Source organism: Lonsdalea iberica (assembly GCF_002111585.1).
Taxonomy (GTDB): domain Bacteria; phylum Pseudomonadota; class Gammaproteobacteria; order Enterobacterales; family Enterobacteriaceae; genus Lonsdalea; species Lonsdalea iberica.
In genome coordinates this window covers 1-20036 of the sequence record NZ_LUTP01000051.1, presented here as the reverse complement: position 1 = coordinate 20036, position 20036 = coordinate 1, and the positions used below count along the sequence as shown (strand labels likewise).

The 20036-nt window shown below is 51.5% G+C and carries 19 protein-coding genes; 9 read left to right on the top strand and 10 right to left on the bottom strand.

Annotated features, from left to right (window positions below):
• The first annotated feature begins 254 nt into the window (after positions 1-254).
• Entirely contained in the window at positions 255-1166 is a 912-nt protein-coding gene (gene galU / locus AU511_RS14815) for a UTP--glucose-1-phosphate uridylyltransferase GalU (RefSeq protein ID WP_094110144.1), read from the top strand.
• Between the two features lie 134 nt (positions 1167-1300).
• Here the strand turns inward: galU and hns are convergent, their stop codons facing one another.
• Both hns and adhE read right to left on the bottom strand, forming a co-directional pair.
• A complete protein-coding gene (gene hns, locus AU511_RS14810) occupies positions 1301-1708 on the bottom strand; it encodes a histone-like nucleoid-structuring protein H-NS (RefSeq protein ID WP_094100540.1) in 408 nt (135 codons plus the stop codon).
• Positions 1709-2907: 1199 nt separating this feature from the next.
• Positions 2908-5592, bottom strand: coding sequence for a bifunctional acetaldehyde-CoA/alcohol dehydrogenase (adhE, locus tag AU511_RS14800; RefSeq protein ID WP_094110142.1), 2685 nt, complete (start codon positions 5590-5592; stop codon positions 2908-2910).
• Positions 5593-6132: 540 nt separating this feature from the next.
• Between adhE and AU511_RS14795 the strand changes: the two genes are divergently transcribed.
• The 6 genes from AU511_RS14795 (at position 6133) to oppF (ending at position 13108) form a co-directional block, all read left to right on the top strand.
• Positions 6133-6777, top strand: coding sequence for a YchE family NAAT transporter (locus AU511_RS14795; protein ID WP_100059682.1), 645 nt, complete (start codon positions 6133-6135; stop codon positions 6775-6777).
• A gap of 798 nt (positions 6778-7575) precedes the next feature.
• Entirely contained in the window at positions 7576-9180 is a 1605-nt protein-coding gene (gene oppA / locus AU511_RS14790; protein WP_420843462.1) for an oligopeptide ABC transporter substrate-binding protein OppA, read from the top strand.
• An 81-nt stretch (positions 9181-9261) separates the two neighbouring features.
• Positions 9262-10182, top strand: a complete 921-nt coding sequence (gene oppB, locus AU511_RS14785) for an oligopeptide ABC transporter permease OppB (protein ID WP_094100535.1) — start codon at positions 9262-9264, stop codon at positions 10180-10182.
• Between the two features lie 12 nt (positions 10183-10194).
• Positions 10195-11103, top strand: a complete 909-nt coding sequence (gene oppC / locus AU511_RS14780; RefSeq protein ID WP_094110140.1) for an oligopeptide ABC transporter permease OppC — start codon at positions 10195-10197, stop codon at positions 11101-11103.
• Positions 11104-11114: 11 nt separating this feature from the next.
• Positions 11115-12107 carry an ABC transporter ATP-binding protein gene (gene oppD, locus AU511_RS14775; RefSeq protein WP_094110139.1) on the top strand — a complete coding sequence of 331 codons (993 nt, stop codon included), beginning with the start codon at positions 11115-11117 and terminating at the stop codon, positions 12105-12107.
• A complete protein-coding gene (gene oppF, locus AU511_RS14770; protein ID WP_094100533.1) occupies positions 12104-13108 on the top strand; it encodes a murein tripeptide/oligopeptide ABC transporter ATP binding protein OppF in 1005 nt (334 codons plus the stop codon). The genes oppD and oppF overlap by 4 nt, the downstream gene beginning before the upstream one ends.
• A gap of 161 nt (positions 13109-13269) precedes the next feature.
• On the opposite strand, the gene AU511_RS14765 is transcribed toward oppF, so the two are convergent.
• Both AU511_RS14765 and cls read right to left on the bottom strand, forming a co-directional pair.
• Positions 13270-13593: an HI1450 family dsDNA-mimic protein gene (locus tag AU511_RS14765; RefSeq protein ID WP_026739426.1), complete on the bottom strand. Its 324-nt coding sequence runs from the start codon at positions 13591-13593 to the stop codon at positions 13270-13272.
• Positions 13594-13648: 55 nt separating this feature from the next.
• Positions 13649-15109 carry a cardiolipin synthase gene (gene cls, locus AU511_RS14760; protein WP_094110138.1) on the bottom strand — a complete coding sequence of 487 codons (1461 nt, stop codon included), beginning with the start codon at positions 15107-15109 and terminating at the stop codon, positions 13649-13651.
• 202 nt (positions 15110-15311) lie between these two features.
• On the opposite strand from cls, the gene AU511_RS17120 reads away from it, so the two are divergent.
• The gene (locus tag AU511_RS17120) at positions 15312-15488 is read left to right on the top strand and encodes a YciY family protein (protein WP_100052960.1); all 177 of its coding nucleotides are present in this window, start codon (positions 15312-15314) and stop codon (positions 15486-15488) included.
• 162 nt (positions 15489-15650) lie between these two features.
• Here the strand turns inward: AU511_RS17120 and AU511_RS17780 are convergent, their stop codons facing one another.
• The 4 genes from AU511_RS17780 to AU511_RS14750 all read right to left on the bottom strand — a co-directional run bounded on the left by AU511_RS17780 (position 15651) and on the right by AU511_RS14750 (position 17864).
• Positions 15651-15905: a hypothetical protein gene (locus AU511_RS17780; protein ID WP_240503850.1), complete on the bottom strand. Its 255-nt coding sequence runs from the start codon at positions 15903-15905 to the stop codon at positions 15651-15653.
• Positions 15906-16004: 99 nt separating this feature from the next.
• Positions 16005-16730, bottom strand: a complete 726-nt coding sequence (locus AU511_RS17775; protein ID WP_240503849.1) for a methyl-accepting chemotaxis protein — start codon at positions 16728-16730, stop codon at positions 16005-16007.
• Between the two features lie 80 nt (positions 16731-16810).
• The gene (locus AU511_RS17770; RefSeq protein ID WP_240503848.1) at positions 16811-17311 is read right to left on the bottom strand and encodes a Tar ligand binding domain-containing protein; all 501 of its coding nucleotides are present in this window, start codon (positions 17309-17311) and stop codon (positions 16811-16813) included.
• A 256-nt stretch (positions 17312-17567) separates the two neighbouring features.
• On the bottom strand, positions 17568-17864 hold the full coding sequence (locus tag AU511_RS14750; protein ID WP_094100531.1) for a YciI family protein: 297 nt from the start codon (positions 17862-17864) through the stop codon (positions 17568-17570).
• Between the two features lie 192 nt (positions 17865-18056).
• Here AU511_RS14750 and tonB point away from each other — a divergent pair, with 192 nt between their 5' ends.
• Entirely contained in the window at positions 18057-18791 is a 735-nt protein-coding gene (tonB, locus tag AU511_RS14745) for a TonB system transport protein TonB (RefSeq protein ID WP_094110137.1), read from the top strand.
• Positions 18792-18847: 56 nt separating this feature from the next.
• Here the strand turns inward: tonB and yciA are convergent, their stop codons facing one another.
• Together yciA and AU511_RS14735 are read right to left on the bottom strand one after the other, a co-directional pair.
• Positions 18848-19219, bottom strand: coding sequence for an acyl-CoA thioester hydrolase YciA (yciA, locus tag AU511_RS14740; protein ID WP_094110136.1), 372 nt, complete (start codon positions 19217-19219; stop codon positions 18848-18850).
• A gap of 94 nt (positions 19220-19313) precedes the next feature.
• A complete protein-coding gene (locus tag AU511_RS14735) occupies positions 19314-19886 on the bottom strand; it encodes a septation protein A (protein WP_094100528.1) in 573 nt (190 codons plus the stop codon).
• Positions 19887-20036 lie beyond the last annotated feature (150 nt).

Sequence of the window (20036 nt, the reverse complement as noted above, 5' to 3'; positions counted from 1 at the left end):
AGATATGGGGAAGTGGTGGGCAGCTACGTTTGATGGTTTCTACGGATTAATCTGATGGTCACCGGGATAAGCATACTTCAACCTGTAGAGACGCATTGTAATTATTTGGATTTCTACAATTTGAGGGGTAATGCGCTTTCTTTTTCCGAGTATGGGTCTGTACCGAGCAATGCGTATCGGAACTGATATACTCAGTACTTATGGGTAGAAGATAAATAAAGCTCATTATTTGAACGAAATATACGAGGTTGTTTATGTCAGCTGTCAATAAAAAAGTAAAAAAAGCGGTCATCCCTGTGGCCGGGCTGGGTACGCGTATGCTGCCGGCCACCAAGGCTATTCCAAAGGAAATGTTACCGCTGGTTGATAAACCTTTAATTCAATACGTAGTCAATGAATGTATTGCGGCAGGCATTAACGAAATTATTCTGGTAACGCATTCCTCCAAAAACTCGATTGAAAACCATTTCGATACCAGCTTTGAACTCGAAGCTATGCTGGAAAAGCGGGTAAAGCGACAGCTTTTAGATGAAGTTAAATCTATTTGTCCTGAGCATGTCACTATTATGCAGGTGCGTCAGGGCGTGGCTAAAGGCTTGGGGCACGCAGTATTGTGCGCCTATCCGCTGGTGGGCGACGAACCTGTCGCGGTTATTTTGCCTGACGTCATCATCGACGAATACGAGAGCAACCTGAAGAAAGATAATCTCAGTGAAATGTTGCAACGCTTCGAAGACACTGGGCACAGCCAGATAATGGTTGAGCCCGTTGAAGACGTTAGCAGCTATGGGGTTGTTGACTGCAAGGGAAGGGAACTGAAGCCAGGTGACAGCGCGCCTATGGTTGGCGTTGTTGAAAAACCGAAAGCGGATGAAGCGCCGTCTAACCTGGCCGTTGTCGGCCGCTATGTTCTGTCGGCTCAAATCTGGGACTTCCTGAAGAAAACGCCTCCGGGCGCTGGGAATGAGATTCAGCTCACTGATGCTATCGCGATGCTAATGGATGAAGAGACTGTCGAGGCTTACCACCTTAAAGGTATTAGCCACGACTGCGGAAATAAGCTGGGTTACATGTCTGCTTTTGTGGAATATGGATTGCGTCACAAAACGTTAGGATCTGAGTTTAACCAGTGGTTAAAGACGGCCGTTCAGGAAGAAAACTGCTAATTGATATCAGCCCTCAGTTCTATTGCCGAGGGCTTTCATCCCATCCCGCCTAGCGTGCATATCTCATTAAATTAAATAAAAAAAATACCCCCTGCTAGCAGGGGGTATTCATAAGTCTTATTTATTTGATGCTATTAAAGCAGGAAGTCATCCAGAGATTTACCCTGTTCTTCGATCGCTTTTTTGATCACTGCCGGAGTACGGCCCTGACCAGTCCAGGTTTTGACGTCGCCATTTTCGTCAGTGTACTGGTATTTAGCTGGGCGGGCTGCACGTTTGCTTTTACCGGCAACTTTAGTAGAGCCTAAAGACTGAAGCAGTTCATTGGGGTCGATGCCGTCTGCAATTAACATATCGCGATACTGCTGCAATTTGCGAGTACGTTCTTCAATTTCCGCCTGAGCTTGGCTTTCTTCTTCGCGGCGTTCATTAACCACGACTTCCAGTTTTTCCAGCATTTCTTCCAGGGTTTCCAGACTACATTCTCTTGCCTGGGCGCGCAGGGTACGGATGTTGTTTAGAATCTTTAGTGCTTCGCTCATTGTATTAGTCTCAAAATATATTTAATTAGTGGCTGTACGAGAGATAATAGAGCGCTATTTTATTTTCTGCAATAGGTAGATTTGTATTATCGTTAAAAATAACAAATCTAATACAGCCATCACCTATCTGCAGGCAGATATAAATCTTTCAGGATTGCTAATACATTTGGTTACGCTGAAGGCGCTGAATTATGGTCTGACCTGTTGTCGCGGTTTGTTTATCCAACAATTAATCGCAAATTATGCGGTTCCGCTGGCTCAATTACCTGTTCCCAGTAGGGAATAGCATAAATGCGGATCACGTTGGGAGGATGGCAAGATTGTTACAATCATTTCCAAAGCATGATAGGTGGAGTAGGGAACTGCGCTGTATTTGATATCTGTCGAATTTATTTTAAGGCTAACCAGAGCCCACAGAGTTGTTTTGGCATAAATAAACGCAAGCCTGACGAGGGTACACCTATTTCCAATACCTCGGTAAGAATGCAGTACGGGTATGTTTCCCCGCCTGATGAGAAACGTATCGTGTACCCGACGATGGTCTATTTTAAATCCAATATGGAAAGAACATCTGGGGGGGAACTATTCACGTATAAATTATATGTCGGCATCCTGCCATCCGTGATTACCCTTAATTTATTTATATTATTTGCGGTTCATATGAGTCCGGAGGTTAACGGTTTTGTGGAGAAAATGATGAGATGATTGATTAATCTTACGACATGCTTACTTTTGTAACTATTGATATAAAGAAAATTTTATCCCACTCACTCATTGCTCCTAAGCCATATTAATAAGTCCTATGAATCTTTGCCGTTCCTAACATTGAGGCATTTTAATCCACGCTATGAGGGTGGGTATAACGTGTCAGAACCCTTTTGACGGTGTTGCTCATGGTATTAACCTCAATGTGCGTACAAATAAGACTGTACATAAAGTGCTAATCAAGAAGCATACAGAAATCTTTATTAGCATAAGGGGAACCTACCGGCGATTGATTAAATAGATAGGGCTCGATGCACCTACCTCACAGAATCTATCCTCACAGCGGCTTCAGGCGCAGCTGGCGCTATTACCTTAATGATGACATCCGGATAACCCTGGTGCGTCATCGGCTTATGCGAGTCATTTCTGGAGGTCCATAAAAAAACCCCGCATCAAGGACACGGGGTTTAATCTTAACAAAGGGGTAAGTCGATTTAACTTATGTTTTTACTGCCTTTCCGGTTTTTAGTGGGGGCTTTCGCGGGGGCTGCGGCAGGCGCAATATCATCCTGCTCTGAGAATGTGCGGCCATAGTAACAATCCAGCAGGATTTGCTTCACTTCGACAATTAACGGGAAGCGCGGATTGGCCCCGGTGCACTGATCGTCCAGCGCATCTTCAGACAGCTTATCGACTTTCGCCAGGAAGTCAGCTTCTTGAACGCCGGCTTCTCGAATGGACGCAGGGATGCCCAACGCTTTCTTCAGCGACTCAAGCCAAGCCAGCAGCTTCTCAATTTTCTGCGCTGTACGGTCGCCTGCCGCACTCAACCCCAGGTGATCGGCAATCTCAGCATAGCGACGACGTGCCTGTGGGCGGTCGTACTGACTGAATGCCGTCTGCTTGGTCGGTACGTCGTTGGCGTTGTAACGGATAACGTTGCAGATCAGCATGGCGTTAGCCAGGCCATGTGGAATGTGGAACTCTGACCCTAACTTATGGGCCATTGAGTGGCATACGCCAAGGAAGGCGTTGGCAAACGCGATTCCTGCGATGGTGGCGGCGTTGTGCACGCGCTCGCGCGCCACCGGATTTTTGGCGCCTTCGCGGTAGCTCGCCGGCAGGTTTTCTTTCAGCAGTTTCAACGCCTGGAGCGCCTGTCCGTCCGAGTATTCGTTCGCTAATACTGAAACATAAGCTTCCAGTGCATGTGTGACCGCATCCAGACCGCCAAATGCGCACAGTGACTTCGGCATATCCATCACAAGGTTGGCATCGATAATGGCCATGTCGGGCGTCAACGCATAGTCTGCCAGTGGATATTTCTGGCCTGTTGCATCGTCGGTGACCACGGCGAATGGCGTGACTTCTGAACCCGTACCGGAAGTCGTCGTGATGGCCACCATCTTCGCTTTGATCCCCATTTTTGGGAATTTATAGATACGTTTGCGAATATCCATGAAGCGCAGAGCCAGGTCTGCGAAGTGCGTGTCCGGGTGTTCATACAGCACCCACATGATTTTCGCCGCATCCATCGGAGAACCGCCGCCCAGGGCAATGATCACATCAGGCTTGAACACATTCATCTTTTCAACGCCGCGGCGTACCACGCTCAGCGTCGGATCGGCTTCCACTTCAAAGAAGACGTCCACTTCCATGCCATGACGTTTCAGTACGCTGGTGACCTGGTCAACATAGCCATTATTGAATAAGAACGGATCCGTAACGATAAATGCGCGTTTAGCGCCTTCCGTGGCGACCTCTTCGAGCGCCAGCGGCAAAGAGCCCCGACGGAAATAGATTGATTTGGGAATTTTGTGCCACAACATATTTTCAGCTCGCTTCGCTACCATTTTACGGTTGATCAGATGTTTCGGCCCGACGTTTTCTGAAATCGAGTTACCGCCCCATGAGCCGCATCCCAGCGTCAGTGACGGCGCAAGTTTAAAGTTGTACAAGTCACCAATCCCACCTTGAGATGCCGGGGTGTTGATCAAAATGCGCGCGGTTTTCATCTTGTCGCCGAAGGTGTTGATGCGCGCTTTTTCGTTGTCTTGATCGGTATAGAGGCAGGAGGTATGGCCGATACCGCCCATCGCCACGAGCTGTTCCGCTTTCACCACCGCGTCATCAAAGTCTTTCGCGCGGTACATGGCAAGCGTGGGGGATAATTTTTCATGTGCGAACGGTTCAGAATCATCAATTTTACTGACTTCGCCGATCAGCACTTTGGTATTTGCCGGCACGCTGATCCCAGCAAGTTTGGCGATATCCGCCGCCGCCTGGCCTACAATCGCGGCGTTCAGTGCGCCGTTTTTCAACAGGACGCCCTGAACGGCCGTCAGCTCCTGACCTTGTAGCAGGTAACCGCCGTGGGTGGCGAAGCGCTCACGTACGGCGTCATAAACTTTATCTACCACGACGACGGACTGTTCTGATGCGCAAATGACTCCGTTATCGAAGGTTTTGGACATAAGGATGGAAGCGACTGCACGCTTGATATCCGCGGTTTCGTCGATCACTACGGGGGTATTGCCCGCGCCTACGCCGATAGCCGGTTTACCCGAGCTGTAGGCCGCTTTCACCATGCCGGGGCCACCGGTCGCCAGGATCAGGTTGATGTCCGGGTGATGCATTAATTGATTGGACAGCTCGACGGAGGGCGCATCGATCCAGCCAATGATGTCTTTCGGCGCGCCCGCAGCGATGGCGGCTTGCAGCACGATATCCGCCGCTTTGTTTGTGGCGTCTTTAGCGCGAGGGTGAGGGGAGAAGATGATGCCGTTACGGGTTTTGAGGCTGATTAATGCTTTAAAAATCGCGGTGGAGGTCGGGTTGGTCGTAGGGACGATGCCGCAAATCAGGCCGATAGGTTCTGCAATCGTGATAGTGCCGAAGGTATCATCGACGGATAATACGCCGCAGGTCTTTTCATCCTTATAGGCATTGTAGATATATTCGGAAGCAAAATGGTTTTTAATCACTTTGTCCTCAACAATCCCCATGCCAGATTCGGCAACGGCCATTTTCGCCAGAGGGATACGTGCATCTGCGGCGGCCAAGGCTGCGGCGCGGAAGATGGTGTCCACCTGCTCTTGAGAGAAGCTGGCAAACTCGCGCTGAGCGTTCTTCACTCGTTCGACCAGAGCGTTAAGTTCTGCCACATTGGTTACGGCCATAATGATCTCCTGTAATTATTCAAACTCTTTCAGTCAATAGTTGCCGTTTTATGGGCCGTCGCGTCGTTAGACACGCGGGCATGACGGGGGGCAGTGTCGTGCAATCTGTCCGCGCCCTATTGACTCAAAAAGCTCGCGCTATACTCATTACCGAGGTCAACACCAGTCGTTTTTGGCTGCGTCTCTGCTACCCTCTAAGAGGGTTTAAAGCGAAATACTTTTTTGGCTATTTATTCTGCGGGTCTCGTTTTAGCGATTGGATTCAGGTTACAGCTTTATCTATCTCTTTTTTGTGATCTTGGTCCAACATTTAGTCAGCTGACTCCATTCAGCATTCTGTTATTGATAGCTTAAACCAATCAAATACCAGGGTTTATAAAAAACGGGTGTTTTTTGTTGAAAAGTGTATTTATCTGTTTATTTGCCTTACAAAGATAAAAACAGAGGAATATTCGAATATCGAGAGGGACGAATCGTCTACTTTTCATTACAATGCGCCCGTAATTCTCTTATCTCCCTGAAGACTGTCTGAGGTGCGGTGTGATGCATTCTGTGCTGGATATTTCCAGCTTTATAAAATTTTTCGTTGGCTTATTCGCCCTCGTCAACCCTATCGGTGTTTTACCTGTATTTATTGGGATGACCAGTTATCAGGATAATAAGGAGCGAGACAAAACGAATTTAACCGCGAATGTTTCGGTTGTACTTATTCTCTGGGTCTCATTATTTTTCGGTGATGGCATTTTGCGAACGTTTGGTATCTCCATTGATTCTTTTCGCATCGCCGGAGGGATTCTGGTGATGACGATTGCCATGTCGATGATTGGCGGGAAGTTGGGTGAGCATAAGCAGAATAAACAGGAAAAAACGGAAAATGCCAATCGCGAAAGCGTCGGGGTCGTCCCTTTGGCTTTGCCGTTGATGGCAGGTCCTGGGGCTATCAGTTCTACCATTGTCTGGAGCTCACGCTACCACGGGTGGCCTAATTTGGTGGGGTTGTCATTAACTATTGCGCTGTTTTCATTCTGCTGCTGGCTGTCATTTCGTGCCGCGCCGATGATTGTCAGATTACTAGGGCAGACGGGCATTAACGTTGTCACCCGTATCATGGGTTTATTACTGATGTCGCTTGGCATTGAGTTCATTGTGACCGGCCTGAGATCGACGTTCCCTGGTTTATTATAAGCTCTGCCTATTTTTCTGTTATTGCTTCATGAGTCTTACCGGCTGCCGCGAATGCGTCAGCCTTTTTTATGTCAAAAATATAAAAATTGCTGATGGTTCATAAATCGAGGCGGCAGGAATAACTTTATTCGCGATGTATTCGCCCTCGCATCGGAAGGCGTCCCTATCGCCCGCCTTTTGTGATATCCCCCACAGAAAGTGATGATAAGCTGTCAAAGTTCATACACCGAATAGATGAAACCAAACACCTAAATCAGGCATAAAGTTTTCTTATGTCAGAATTATATTCTGTTTAAATCGAAAGATGTTATATATCACGCTGTCTCTGCTACTGGGGAGTCTGAAGGCATAACACTGGTTCCGTCCGAATTTTCTTGTAAAAGAAAATTGAGTAACAGCCGGCGAATTATATTGGCGAAGCGTAATTCTTTTGCTACGTTCGGCTTGATTAGGCATTTAATCATTACAAAAGGTAAGTTAATTTTAACTTGCTGTGTGGTTTCTCTAAGCGTTATTACCGGTGGGTAAATTGTCTGCCCGTCGGTATGGAAACTGTGGTGTTCCCCCGCTTGGAGAGGCAAGGGTAGATGCACGACAGAAACTCGATTGGCCGAATTACGTTTACGTTCAATGGTACACAAAGTGTGCTTTCACGGGGATGTTGTTGGCCTGGCTTGTCGTGACATTCAGACTCGTTCCCTGACGGCGCCATGAGCTTGAGTCGATGTTGTGCAATGAAAAAATAAAACAGGAGCACAAACAATAATGGCAAAACACAGATTAAAACCGCGGTGGGCGATGACGGCGCTCAGTCTATTTAGCGCATCAATATCCATGTCAAGTTGGGCTGCCGTGATCCCCCCCGGTGTGCAACTGGCGGAGAAGCAGGAGCTGGTGCGCAATAACAGTGCGGAAGTCGCGTCTCTCGATCCGCATAAAATCGAGGGCGTGCCAGAGACCAATGTGTCGCGCGACTTGCTTGAAGGTTTGGTTAATACCGACCCGGATGGGAAGATCATCCCAGGCGTGGCGGAAAGCTGGGACAACCAGAACTTCACTGTCTGGACCTTTCATCTGCGAAAGGATGCCCGTTGGTCAAACGGCGACCCGGTTACCGCAGAGGATTTTGTGTATAGCTGGCGGCGAGTGACCGATCCTAAAACGGCATCGCCTTATGCCTCTTACCTGCAATTTGGCCACATTGTGAACATCGACGATGTGGTTGCCGGTAAAAAAACAACAGAGACGTTGGGTGTTAAGGCGATAGACCCTCACACGCTACAGGTGACATTAAGTCAGCCCGTACCGTATTTTTATAAACTGCTGGTCTACCCTGCGACTTTCCCGGTATACAAAAAAGCCGTCGAAAAATTCGGCGAAAAATGGACGCAACCTGCGAATTGGGTGGGGAACGGCGCCTATAAGCTGAAAGAGTGGGTGGTGAATGAGAAGCTGGTTCTTGAACGAAATCCCAATTATTGGGACAACACGCACACCGTCATCAACAAGGTCGTCTATCTGCCTATCACCTCCGAAGTGACTGACGTCAATCGTTACCGCAGCGGTGAAATTGACATGACGTATAACTACCTTCCGATTGAACTGTTCCAAAAACTGAAAAAAGAGATCCCGAACGAAGTCCACGCCGATCCTTATTTGTGCACTTATTATTTTGAAATCAATAACCAGAAGGCGCCGTTTAACGATGTCAGAGTGCGTAATGCGCTCCGTCTGGGACTTGACCAGGTCATTCTGACCAACAAGGTGAAAAATCAGGGCGATATCCCCGCCTATGGATATACCCCGCCTTACATTGACGGGATAACGATCGCTAAACCGGAGTGGGCGAGCTGGTCCCAGCAGAAACGTAACGAAGAAGCGAAAAAACTACTTGCCGAAGCCGGCTATAGCGCGCAAAAACCGCTGACGTTCACACTCCTGTACAACACCTCCGATCTGCACAAGAAAATGTCGATTGCGGCGGCGTCCATTTGGAAAAGCAACATCGGCGTTAACGTAAAGCTAGAAAATGAGGAATGGAAAACCTTCCTCGATAACCGCCATCAGGGCAATTATGACCTGGCGCGGGGCGGTTGGTGTGCGGATTACAACGAGCCCTCTGGGTTCCTGAATAGCATGGTATCCAATAGCAGCAGTAATACCTCCCACTACAACAGTCCGCAGTTCGACCAGTTGATGGATAAAGCGCTGGCGGCGAAAACCGATGCCGAGCGAGCTGCGTTTTATCAGCAGGCGGAGCAACAGCTGGATAAGGATGCGGTGATCGCGCCGATCTATCACTACGCTAACCTGCGGTTGGTGAAACCATACGTCGGAGGATTGACCGGGAAAGATCCGCTGGACTATGTCAAAGTCAAAGATCTGTACATCATCAAACATTAAGTTCATTGCTGCCGCGCCACGCAGGGCGGCAGTCTTGCAATAATAAGAACCGCTTTTTGACCGGTTTGATAGGTAAGGCCCATGCTTAAATTTATTCTGCGTCGGTGTCTGGAAGCGATACCGACACTCTTCGTGCTAATTACCCTCTCTTTCTTCATGATGAGGCTCGCACCCGGTAGCCCTTTCACCGGCGAACGCAACCTTCCGCCGGAAGTGATGGCCAATATTGAAGCTAAATATCACCTGAACGATCCTATCCTGACGCAGTATGCCCATTATTTGGTTCAGCTGGCGCACGGGGATTTCGGGCCTTCGTTCAAATACAAAGACTATTCGGTGAATGATTTGGTGGTACGCGCCTTTCCTGTGTCGGCCAAGCTGGGCGCTGCTGCGTTTCTGCTGGCGGTCATTTTGGGCGTCTCTGCCGGTGTGGTGGCTGCGTTGAATCAGAACGGGAAATGGGACTTCACGGTAATGGGATTTGCGATGACGGGCGTGGTAATCCCCAGCTTCGTCGTTGCTCCGTTGCTGGTACTGGTTTTCGCCATCACGCTTCAATGGTTGCCGGGCGGCGGCTGGAACGGCGGGGCGCCTAGATACATCATTCTGCCGATGGTGGCGCTTTCGCTCTCCTATATTGCCAGTATCGCTCGTATCACACGCGGCTCTATGATCGAAGTTTTGCACTCAAACTTCATCCGCACCGCGCGCGCCAAAGGATTGCCCATGCGCAAGATCATCCTGCGGCACGCCCTGAAACCGGCGCTGCTGCCCGTATTGTCTTACCTGGGGCCGGCATTCGTCGGCATCATTACGGGTTCGATGGTCATCGAGACGATTTTCGGCCTGCCTGGCATCGGCCAGCTGTTCGTGAACGGCGCGCAGAACCGAGACTATTCGCTGGTGCTCAGCCTGACCATCCTGGTGGGCGCATTGACCATCCTGTTTAACGCGATTATTGACGTGCTGTACGCGGTAATCGACCCCAAGATTCGCTTTTAAGTCGAGGCGCAGATGTTTTGGAATAAAAAAAATCGGGACGCGTTGGGCCGCCTTAGCGAACAGCTGGACGTCGAAGGACGCAGTTTATGGCAGGATGCGCGTCGTCGCTTCATTCATAACCGCGCAGCGCTGACCAGCCTTTTATTACTGCTGCTAATCACGCTGTTTGTAGTCATCGCACCGCAGTTTTCCTCGTTTGACTATGCCAATACGGATTGGAACATGATGTCGGCTGCCCCAGATTTGGCGAGCGGACACTATTTCGGTACCGACTCCTCAGGACGCGATTTGCTGGTTCGTGTAGCCGTCGGCGGTCGGGTATCGCTGATGGTGGGCGTGGCCGCGGCCCTGGTCGCGGTAGTCGTGGGCACGCTGTATGGTGCGTTGTCCGGCTACATAGGGGGCGCCGTTGACTCGGTCATGATGCGCATTTTGGAGATTCTTAACTCATTTCCTTTCATGTTTTTCGTCATTCTACTGGTGACGTTTTTTGGGCAGAACATGCTCCTCATCTTCGTGGCTATTGGTATGGTGTCCTGGCTGGACATGGCGCGGATCGTCCGCGGTCAGACGCTGAGTCTCAAACGCAAAGAGTTTATCGAGGCCGCGCTGGTCGGTGGTGTGTCGACGCGCGGCATTGTGCTCAGGCATATCGTTCCGAACGTTTTGGGCGTGGTGGTGGTGTATGCCTCGCTGTTGGTGCCCAGCATGATCCTGTTTGAATCCTTCCTGAGTTTCCTGGGGCTGGGGACGCAAGAGCCCATGAGCAGCTGGGGCTCGCTCTTAAATGACGGCGCCAACTCGATGGAAGTCGCGCCCTGGTTGCTGTTCTACCCGGCAGGTTTCCTGGTGGTCACTTTGTTCTGTTTCAACTTTATCGGCGATGGCTTACGTGACGCCCTCGACCCGAAAGACCGCTGAGGAGAAGCGCGATGACGATAACGACACCCCCCCGCGAACCGCTGCTAAGCGTAAACGACCTGCGGGTTGTCTTTAATACGCAGGATGGGGCGGCCACGGCCGTGAATGATCTCAACTTCTCGCTGTCTGCGGGCGAAACGCTCGGTATTGTGGGCGAATCAGGCTCAGGGAAGTCGCAGACTGCCTTTGCCCTCATGGGGCTGCTGGCGGCCAACGGAAAGGTGAGCGGTTCCGCACGGTTTGATGCCCGCGAGATACTGAACTTGCCGGAGCACCAGCTCAACCGCCTGCGCGCCCGAGAGATTGCCATGATCTTTCAGGACCCGATGACATCCCTGAATCCTTATATGCGCGTGGGCGAACAGCTGATGGAAGTCCTGATGCTGCACAAAAAACTGAGTAAGAGCGCTGCGTTTGATGAGTCTGTAGCTATGTTGGACGCGGTAAAAATGCCGGAAGCGAAAAAGCGAATGCGCATGTTTCCGCACGAGTTTTCCGGTGGGATGCGCCAGCGCGTCATGATTGCCATGGCCTTACTGTGCCGGCCTAAACTGCTGATCGCCGATGAGCCGACGACGGCGTTGGATGTGACCGTGCAGGCGCAAATTATGACGCTGCTGGGTGAGCTACAGCGAGAGTTCAATACGGCGATTATCATGATCACGCACGATCTGGGGGTGGTTGCTGGGATCTGCGACAAGGTGTTGGTCATGTATGCCGGGCGAACCATGGAATATGGTTCCGCGCGCGACATTTTCTATACGCCGACGCATCCTTATTCAGTAGGGCTGCTGAATGCGGTCCCGCGGCTGGATGTGGAGAATGAGGTGCTGGCGACAATCCCCGGTAATCCGCCGAACTTACTCCGTTTGCCGCAGGGGTGTCCTTTTCAGCCGCGTTGTCCATACTCCCAGCCGGATTGTGAGCAAACCCCCATGTTGACCGAATTCGAGAAAGGGCGGATGCGCGCGTGCTTCCGTGGTGTAGAGGAGGTGGCGCTATGAATTCGATAGAACAACGTAAAACGCTGCTAGAGGTCGATGACCTGAAAGTCTATTTCGATGTGCGCAGCGAACAACAGTGGTTCTGGCAGCCGCCCAAAAAATTAAAAGCGGTGGACGGCGTCTCTTTTCGTCTCTACGAAGGTGAAACGCTGGGCATTGTGGGAGAGTCCGGCTGCGGCAAATCGACGTTAGCGCGGGCCATCATCGGACTGGTCAATGCCAGAGGGGGCCGAATCAGCTGGCTGGGTCAGGATTTGCAAGGATTTAACGACAGACAATGGCATGACGTGCGCAGCGATATCCAGATGATATTTCAGGACCCGCTGGCGTCGTTGAATCCCCGTATGACGGTGGGTGAAATCATCGCTGAACCGCTGAAAACCTATCGTCCAGGACTTTCGCGAGCTGAGGCCAAAGAACGGGTCAAGACGATGATGAACAAGGTTGGACTGCTACCGAGTCATATCAACCGCTATCCTCATGAGTTTTCCGGCGGGCAATGTCAACGCATTGGCATTGCCCGGGCGCTTATTTTGCAGCCTAAGCTGATTATCTGCGATGAACCGGTGTCCGCGCTGGATGTGTCTATCCAGGCGCAGGTCGTGAACTTGCTGCAGCAATTGCAGCGGGAAATGGGGTTAGCGCTGATCTTTATTGCTCATGACCTATCCGTGGTGAAGCACATTTCCGACCGCGTTCTGGTCATGTATCTGGGCCATACGGTGGAGTTGGGGACGGACAGCGCGTTATATCGCAATCCGCTTCATCCCTACACCCGGGCGCTGATGTCGGCAGTGCCGATCCCGGATCCGGACAAAGAGCGCAACAAGCAGATTCACTTGCTGGAAGGCGATCTGCCATCGCCCATCCATCCGCCGTCAGGCTGCGTATTCCGAACACGTTGTCCGATTGTCGGTCCCGAGTGCAGTGAAACGCGTCCGCAATTAAAGGGCGGGATTGAGCACGCGGTTTCTTGTCTGAAAGTGGAACCATTACGGTAATACGGCATCCATCCAGCGTTTGCTCCAGACTCTCCCTGCGTTCGGGAAGAGTCTGGAGCCGTACGGCAGTCTGTTATGACGCAAATCAGGATAGGGGGCTGACTCAGCCGTGCGGCGATGTTAGCGGCCCGATTCAGGCCGGAGTGACAACCGAAGCGTGATTACGCTTTCCACAAAATGTGGCAAAGCTTATGGTCTTTTTCGCGGCAGATCAGCACTCGTGCGAACACATCATTAATTTCCGCATCTTCGCTCTCGGCCAGACCAATGACGACTTCGCAGAAGAAGTCTGGATTCAGATCGAAATCGACGTGATCCTGCCAGTCTTCCGCCGGGTCGAACAGTTCGGCGCCGCCGCGCTCTTCAAACTGTAGGTTAAACAGCAAGACGTCGGCGGGGTCGAGATTATCCGGCGCTAACTCCAGAAAGATGTCGTATGCCTGTTCCAGCGCTTCATCTTCGGTCAGGCGGTTGTTTAAATCCATAAGACAGTCCTATTCATCCACAAGGCGTGTTATTAGACCATGAAGGGCTCGGGGGTTACAGCAGCGGGCTAAAAAAGTAGAACAGTCGCTCCACGATGCGCTGCCAATAGGGCCTTCTCTGCCATTTCCCTTCATCCAGCAGGCGTGAACGGGCGATATAGTCGTCCTGAACACAGGCCAAATCGTTGCCGAAGTCCGCATCGTCAATCACCATCGTAATTTCAAAATTAAGCCACAGGCTGCGCATGTCGAGATTGACGGTGCCGACCAAACATAGCTGATCGTCGACCAGCACGCTTTTGGTATGCAGTAGTCCGCCCTGGAACTGATGGATTTTTACGCCGGCGCTGAGCAATTCGCTGAAAAAGGCCTTACAGGCCCATCCCACCAGCACCGAATCGTTTTTGTGCGGCACGATAATATTGACATCGACCCCTCGCTGCGCCGCGGTACAGATGGCATGCAGCAAATCATCGCTCGGTACGAAATAGGGCGTCGTCATGATCAGACGACGGCGCGCGGCGTACACCGAGGTAAGAAGCGCCTGATGAATCATATCTTCTGGGTAGCCTGGCCCAGAGGCAATCACCTGGATAGTATGACCGCTCTCTTGCTCAAACGGCATGATGTTGACGTCCGGCGGCGGCGGAAGCACGCGTTTGCCGGTCTCCATCTCCCAGTCGCAGCTGTAAATCACACCCATGGTGGTTGCGGCAGGACCCTCGGCGCGCACCATCAGGTCGATCCATTGGCCGACGCCGGCATCCTGCTTGAAGTAGCGAGGATCGACCATATTCATACTGCCGGTATAGGCGATGCGGTTATCGATCAGGATCACCTTACGGTGTTGGCGCAAATCCATCCTGCGCAGGAACGCACGAAGAATATTCACCCTCAGCGCTTCGACCACCTGAATCCCTGAGGTGCGCAGAATGTCTGGATAGGCGCTGCGCAGGAAGGTTCTGCTGCCAGCGGAGTCCAGCAGAATGCGGCAATGGACGCCACGCTTGGCCGCCGCCTGCAACGCGGCCATAACTTCATCGACAAGTCCGCCTTGTTGCCAAATATAAAACACCATTTCGACGTTATTGCACGCAAGTTCGATGTCGCGTACCAGCGCTTTGATAGTGTCTGGAAATGAGGTGATGAGCTGGAGCTGGTTGCCTTTGACGCCGGCAATACCCTGGCGACGCTCGCAGAGTTGAAATAAAGCGCTCGCCACTTCGCTATTTTCGGTGGCGAAAATTCGGCTATAACTTTTGAGTTCTCGCAGCCATTTTGCGGTGGAGGGCCACATCTTGCGAGCGCGTTCGGCGCGTTGTTTACCCAGATGAAGTTCGCCGAACGACAGATAGGCGACGATGCCGAAAAGCGGAAGGATAAAAATCACCAGCAGCCATGCCATGGCGGAGGGAACAGTCCGTCGTTTCATTAGAATGCGCAGCGTGACGCTGGCGATTAGTAGCCAATAGCTGAATACCAACATCCAGCTTAATACCGCATAAAAAGTTGTCATGGCAAAGCGCACCGTTCCCTTCAGCGAATGCTTATCAGCAAAGTGTACGCATAGTTTATCGAAAGAGGAAATGTCTTGCGTCTATAGAAAATAGGCGACGTATGACGGCAATCGGGGCCTAAAAACGCAAAGGCGACTTGGATGCTGTGGACGGGGAGGTATAATGTGCGGCGTTCTGCTTCCTGACAAAAAGAGTCTCTCCATGAAACGCAGCCCTAATGAAGTCAGCCGCTGGCGTATGCGACGCCAGGTTCAGCGCCGCCGCCGCCGCTGGCTCGAGGCCCAATCCCGCAGCTATCGTCATATCCACTCCGCCCGGTATTTGCAGCAGAAGAAACAGCGCCGGGCACTGCTTTATGCTGTCACTTACGAATGGTAATCCATTGACGCGAAGGTTTTTTTTACCGACACCGCGCCACTCTCAAGCCGCAACGCCGGCGCATTGTTAGCTTCCTTCTCGCTGGCGCAAGACGGAATCCCAATGATGCTAGGCGACAAGGGCGCGATGGGGACGGTGGCACCGTCATCATCGCGTGAGGACTCAGGCAAGTTGGAATACGGAAACCACACCGTTTAACTGCGCTGCCTGTTGTAATAACAACAAGAAGGTTTGAGCGCATGCGGTGACCTGTCTCGCATTCTGCTTCACCGATTGATTCAACGAGCCGATACGACGGGTGACTTGGTGGATGCTGTGGTTTTGCTGATGCGCACTCGCCGTAATCACATTCAAAAAGGATCGGGTCTCTCTCGCGGCGCAGAGAATATTTTGCAAACTGTCGTTGAGTTGATTCACCCGTTGCGCTCCGCTGGCGACGCTCTAATCCGACTAACTGATCAGGGCGTTGATGTTCCGCGCCGAATGGCTGCTTTGTGACGCCAGCGTGCCGATTTCTCATGCCACCACTGTAAAACCTCGCCCTTGAACGCCCACCCGTGCAGTCTCGATTGCCGCGTTCAGCGACAGAATATGGGTCTGGAAGGCGACGTTATCGATCAGGCGAATGACATCGGTCATTTGCTGACTGCGTTCGGATATTGCGTGCATGGCAACCTTGACGTCGTCCATCATTTTTTCGCCTTTCCCCGCGATAGGGCTCGTCTCTTCGGCATGTCTGCTGGCTTGCTGTGTCTGCCGCTCGTGGTTTTCCAGGTGTTGGTTAAGTTCTTCAACGTACTCTGTTGCTGCGCTCAGTTCTTTGAACTGGTATTCGGCCTGTATCGATAGCTTTTGGTTATCGTCATTGGCCTGAGCAACGTGGGCCAGCATGGTTTTCATACCCCCGCGCACTTGATCGACCAATGTCACTCGCTCGAATTGCATCAGGGTAATACTCAGGCTCAATGGGTGAACTTCTCGTGCGGTGCGATCGTTTAGCGGCAGCGGTTGAGGGAGGTCTCCTGCGGCGATGCGCTGGAGATGCTGGTGGATTTGGGACAGAGGCCGGACGATCAGGCAAGTCGCGCCGCACCATACCAGTGCCGCAATCACCATGAGGGTGGCCAGCACAGCGACGAAGACGGTCTGGGTATGGTCTAACTGACTAATTAACCGCAAGGCGGTTTGCTGCTGGCGCCGATCGCGGTCCTTGAGATAGCGGGCATAACTCTGAGTGAACATACTCCTGGTAGGCCTGAATCGGTACCGCGAAGAAGATATCGATCTCACCGGTCTGTTTGATGCCTTGCGCCAATTGCCAATTAAACCAGTCCGTCGTAAAGCTGCCGGTAGTGAGCGGTCAACTCGGAAAAAACGGCGTCTCGCTGGTCGGAAGGCACTACGTCCATCAACTGTCGGTAATGCGACTTCGAGAGCTTCAATGAAGTTTCGGCTTCCTCCATTAGGCTCTGCCAGCAGCCGACTGAGCGGCTTTCCTTATCATAAAGTAGGCAAATACCCGCCCGGTTGAGTTTATCGCTGGCGTTCATGATCTCCATACGAGTTTGATCCATCGAATTTTGTTGTTGCCCCCGAACTTCCTGAGTGTGACTGCTTTCTTTCACCTGAGTCATGGTCTGCGAAAGGGCGCGATGGACAACTGTTGCACTATCGAGAATAAGCCAATGATGAAGATCATGCCGGAAAGAAAACTGGGTCGGAACGGGGACACTGTGCGGAGAAGCCCAATACGTTGCGATAGGCGCGCTGCCATGACGAACGATCTCCTCGCTCGAAAACAATAAGTCTTGCCAACCCATCATTGATAAATGACCTAATTATTCAGAAGGTTAGCCCCGACGGGGCGAAACACACCGGCTTTTTGAAAATGGGGTGGCTGCTTTTACGGCAAATGCGCGCAGGGGGAAAATGATGGGAGGTAACTCTGCATGGTGGGGCGCAGCAGGAATATCAAAAGGGGGCTGAAAGCGGTATCCCACAGGCTGAATAACGTCGGCTCGTGACCATTGTTCATCAGCAGCGTGGGATTTTATCTTTTAAGTGGGATGCGTTAGACGCTTAGAACACCTGTTTATACGGCTTCACGACAACCGTCTGATAGACGCCGGCGGCGACATAAGGATCGGCCTCCGCCCAGCTTTTTGCTTCCGTCAGAGAAGAGAATTCGGCAATGACGGCCGAGCCGGTAAAACCGGCGCTGCCTGGATCGTTGCTGTCAATGGCCGGAAGTGGCCCAGCGGTAAGCAGACGGCCCTGATCGCGCAAAGTTTGCAGGCGAGCAAGATGGTCTGGACGCGACGCCTGACGCTTTTCTAAGGTGTTTGCTGCGTCAGTTGCGAAGATAACATAAAACATATTGACCTCTATCATTGTCAGGAAGCGGTTTGTTTGTTCATCTTACGATATGTCAGGAGAAGGGCAACCCCTTGAGTTTGCAAATGAATGTTTCTGGTTTTGGGTTTATTTTTACAATTGGAAGGCTTCATGTTGAATATGATTGCTATTTGCATTTAAACTTGATGCGGCCTGAGAGGACACCGTAATACTATGCCGCAGAAAAAGAATTTCCTTACCCGCCGTTATTCATGGCCTGTGATCGTTTCCGTGGCATTTCACGGGTCTTTGGTCGCAGCCATACTTTATGCTTCGCTTAATCGCTCAGCGACAGTGCAGCAGGCGCAGCAGCCTATCACTATGACCCTGGTCGCACCGGCGCCGGTCGATGCCGCACCTGCGCCTCAGCCGGAAAGCGTGCCGGAGCCACAGCCTGAACCTGAGCCCGAGCCTGAAGTTCAGCCGCCGGAGCCTGTGCCAGTTCCCGTAGCCGTGCCTGAACCCAAACCACAGCCTAAACCGAAGCCCAAGCCGCAGCCGAAACCCAAGCCGGTGAAGAAAAAGGAAAATCCGAAGCCTGTCGAAGAGCCGAAGACGTCGCCTTTCACCAGCAATGAACCGACGAAGGCGCCTAATAATGCACCGGTTCGGCAGGCGCCTGTCGCCAGCGCGCCTGCAAGCGGGCCGCGGCCTCTGAGCCGTTCTCAACCGGAATATCCGGCTCGGGCCTTTGCCCTGCGCGTGGAAGGCCGGGTGAAAGTTCAATTTGATATCGATGGTTCAGGTCGCGTCAGCGACATTAGAATTCTGTCTGCCGAACCGAAGAATATGTTCGAGCGTGACATCCGGCAGGCGATGCGGAAATGGCGATATGAAGAGAACAAGCCCTCTAACAATCTCGTGGTAACGATCGTCTTTAAAATCAACGGCGGGGCGGCGATGGAGTAGTGCAAGAGTCGCGAGAGGTCATGCAAAACGGGCACCTGAGGGTGCCCGTCATTTCACTAAAGATCTTCTGCTGTAAAGTGGCTTTTCCCGTCGGGTAATTCACGTGATTTTCCCGCCTCATCCACCGCAACATAGGTAAATGACGCTTCCGTCGCGCGATAACGTTGTCCGATAGGTTCGGAGGACACTTTCTTCACCCAGACTTCAACGTTGATGTTAATGGAGCTACGCCCGGTTTTCAGGCAGCGTGCATAGCAGCAAACCACATCACCCACCGCTAACGGTTTTAAAAAGGTCATGCCGTCGACACGTACGGTAACCACCCGGCCGTGAGCGATTTCCTTAGCCAGAATGGCGCCGCCGATGTCCATCTGCGACATAATCCAGCCTCCGAAAATATCGCCGTTGGCATTGGTATCGGCGGGCATCGCCAGGGTGCGTAGCACCAGCTCCCCATGGGGTAAAAGTCTTGGTTGCTCATAAATGGTTCAATGCATCATCCAGGTAAGGTGTTGTTAAAATTCAAGGATGGTGGTCGTTCTCGCTATCATCTTCTGCCGCTTTCTTGTCTGCGGGTAAATGGCGGTAGAGGTAGACCCCGCAGAGTAAGGTAAATATCAATGTGGCACCGGTCAATCCAAAAACTTTGAAGTTTACCCAGGTGCTTTGCGGCAGCCTGAAGGCCACATACACATTCGCGAGTCCGCAGAGGAAGAAAAATAGGGACCAGGCGACATTTAATCGTGCCCAGACCTGCTGCGGCAAGGTGATCTCTTTCCCCAGCATTTGCTGGATCACGTTTTTCTTCATGACGAACTGGCTAACGAGCAGTATCAACGCAAATAGGGTGTAAATCACAGTCACCTTCCATTTTATGAACTCGTCATTATGGAAGACCAGCGTGAGCGTCCCGAAAAGGGTCACCATCGCGAACGTGACCAGCATCATTTTTTCAATTTTGCGGTAGATAAACCAGCTGACCACCAGAGCCAGGGCCGTTGACGCAATCAGCGCGCCGGAGGCGACATAGATGTCGTAAAGCTTATAAAAAACGAAAAAGACCACCAGGGGAAGAAAATCAAGAAGTTGCTTCATCAAGGGATTCCATACTTAAGATGCATTGATGAAAGCCAGCCTGAGGCTGGCGCTCAATGCGTATTATCGCCGCTCCCGGTGTGAATACGTCTGTCAGATCGTAATAATTTGCAGAAAATTACAATCGTACGCAGAGTTAGGTCGCCGAGA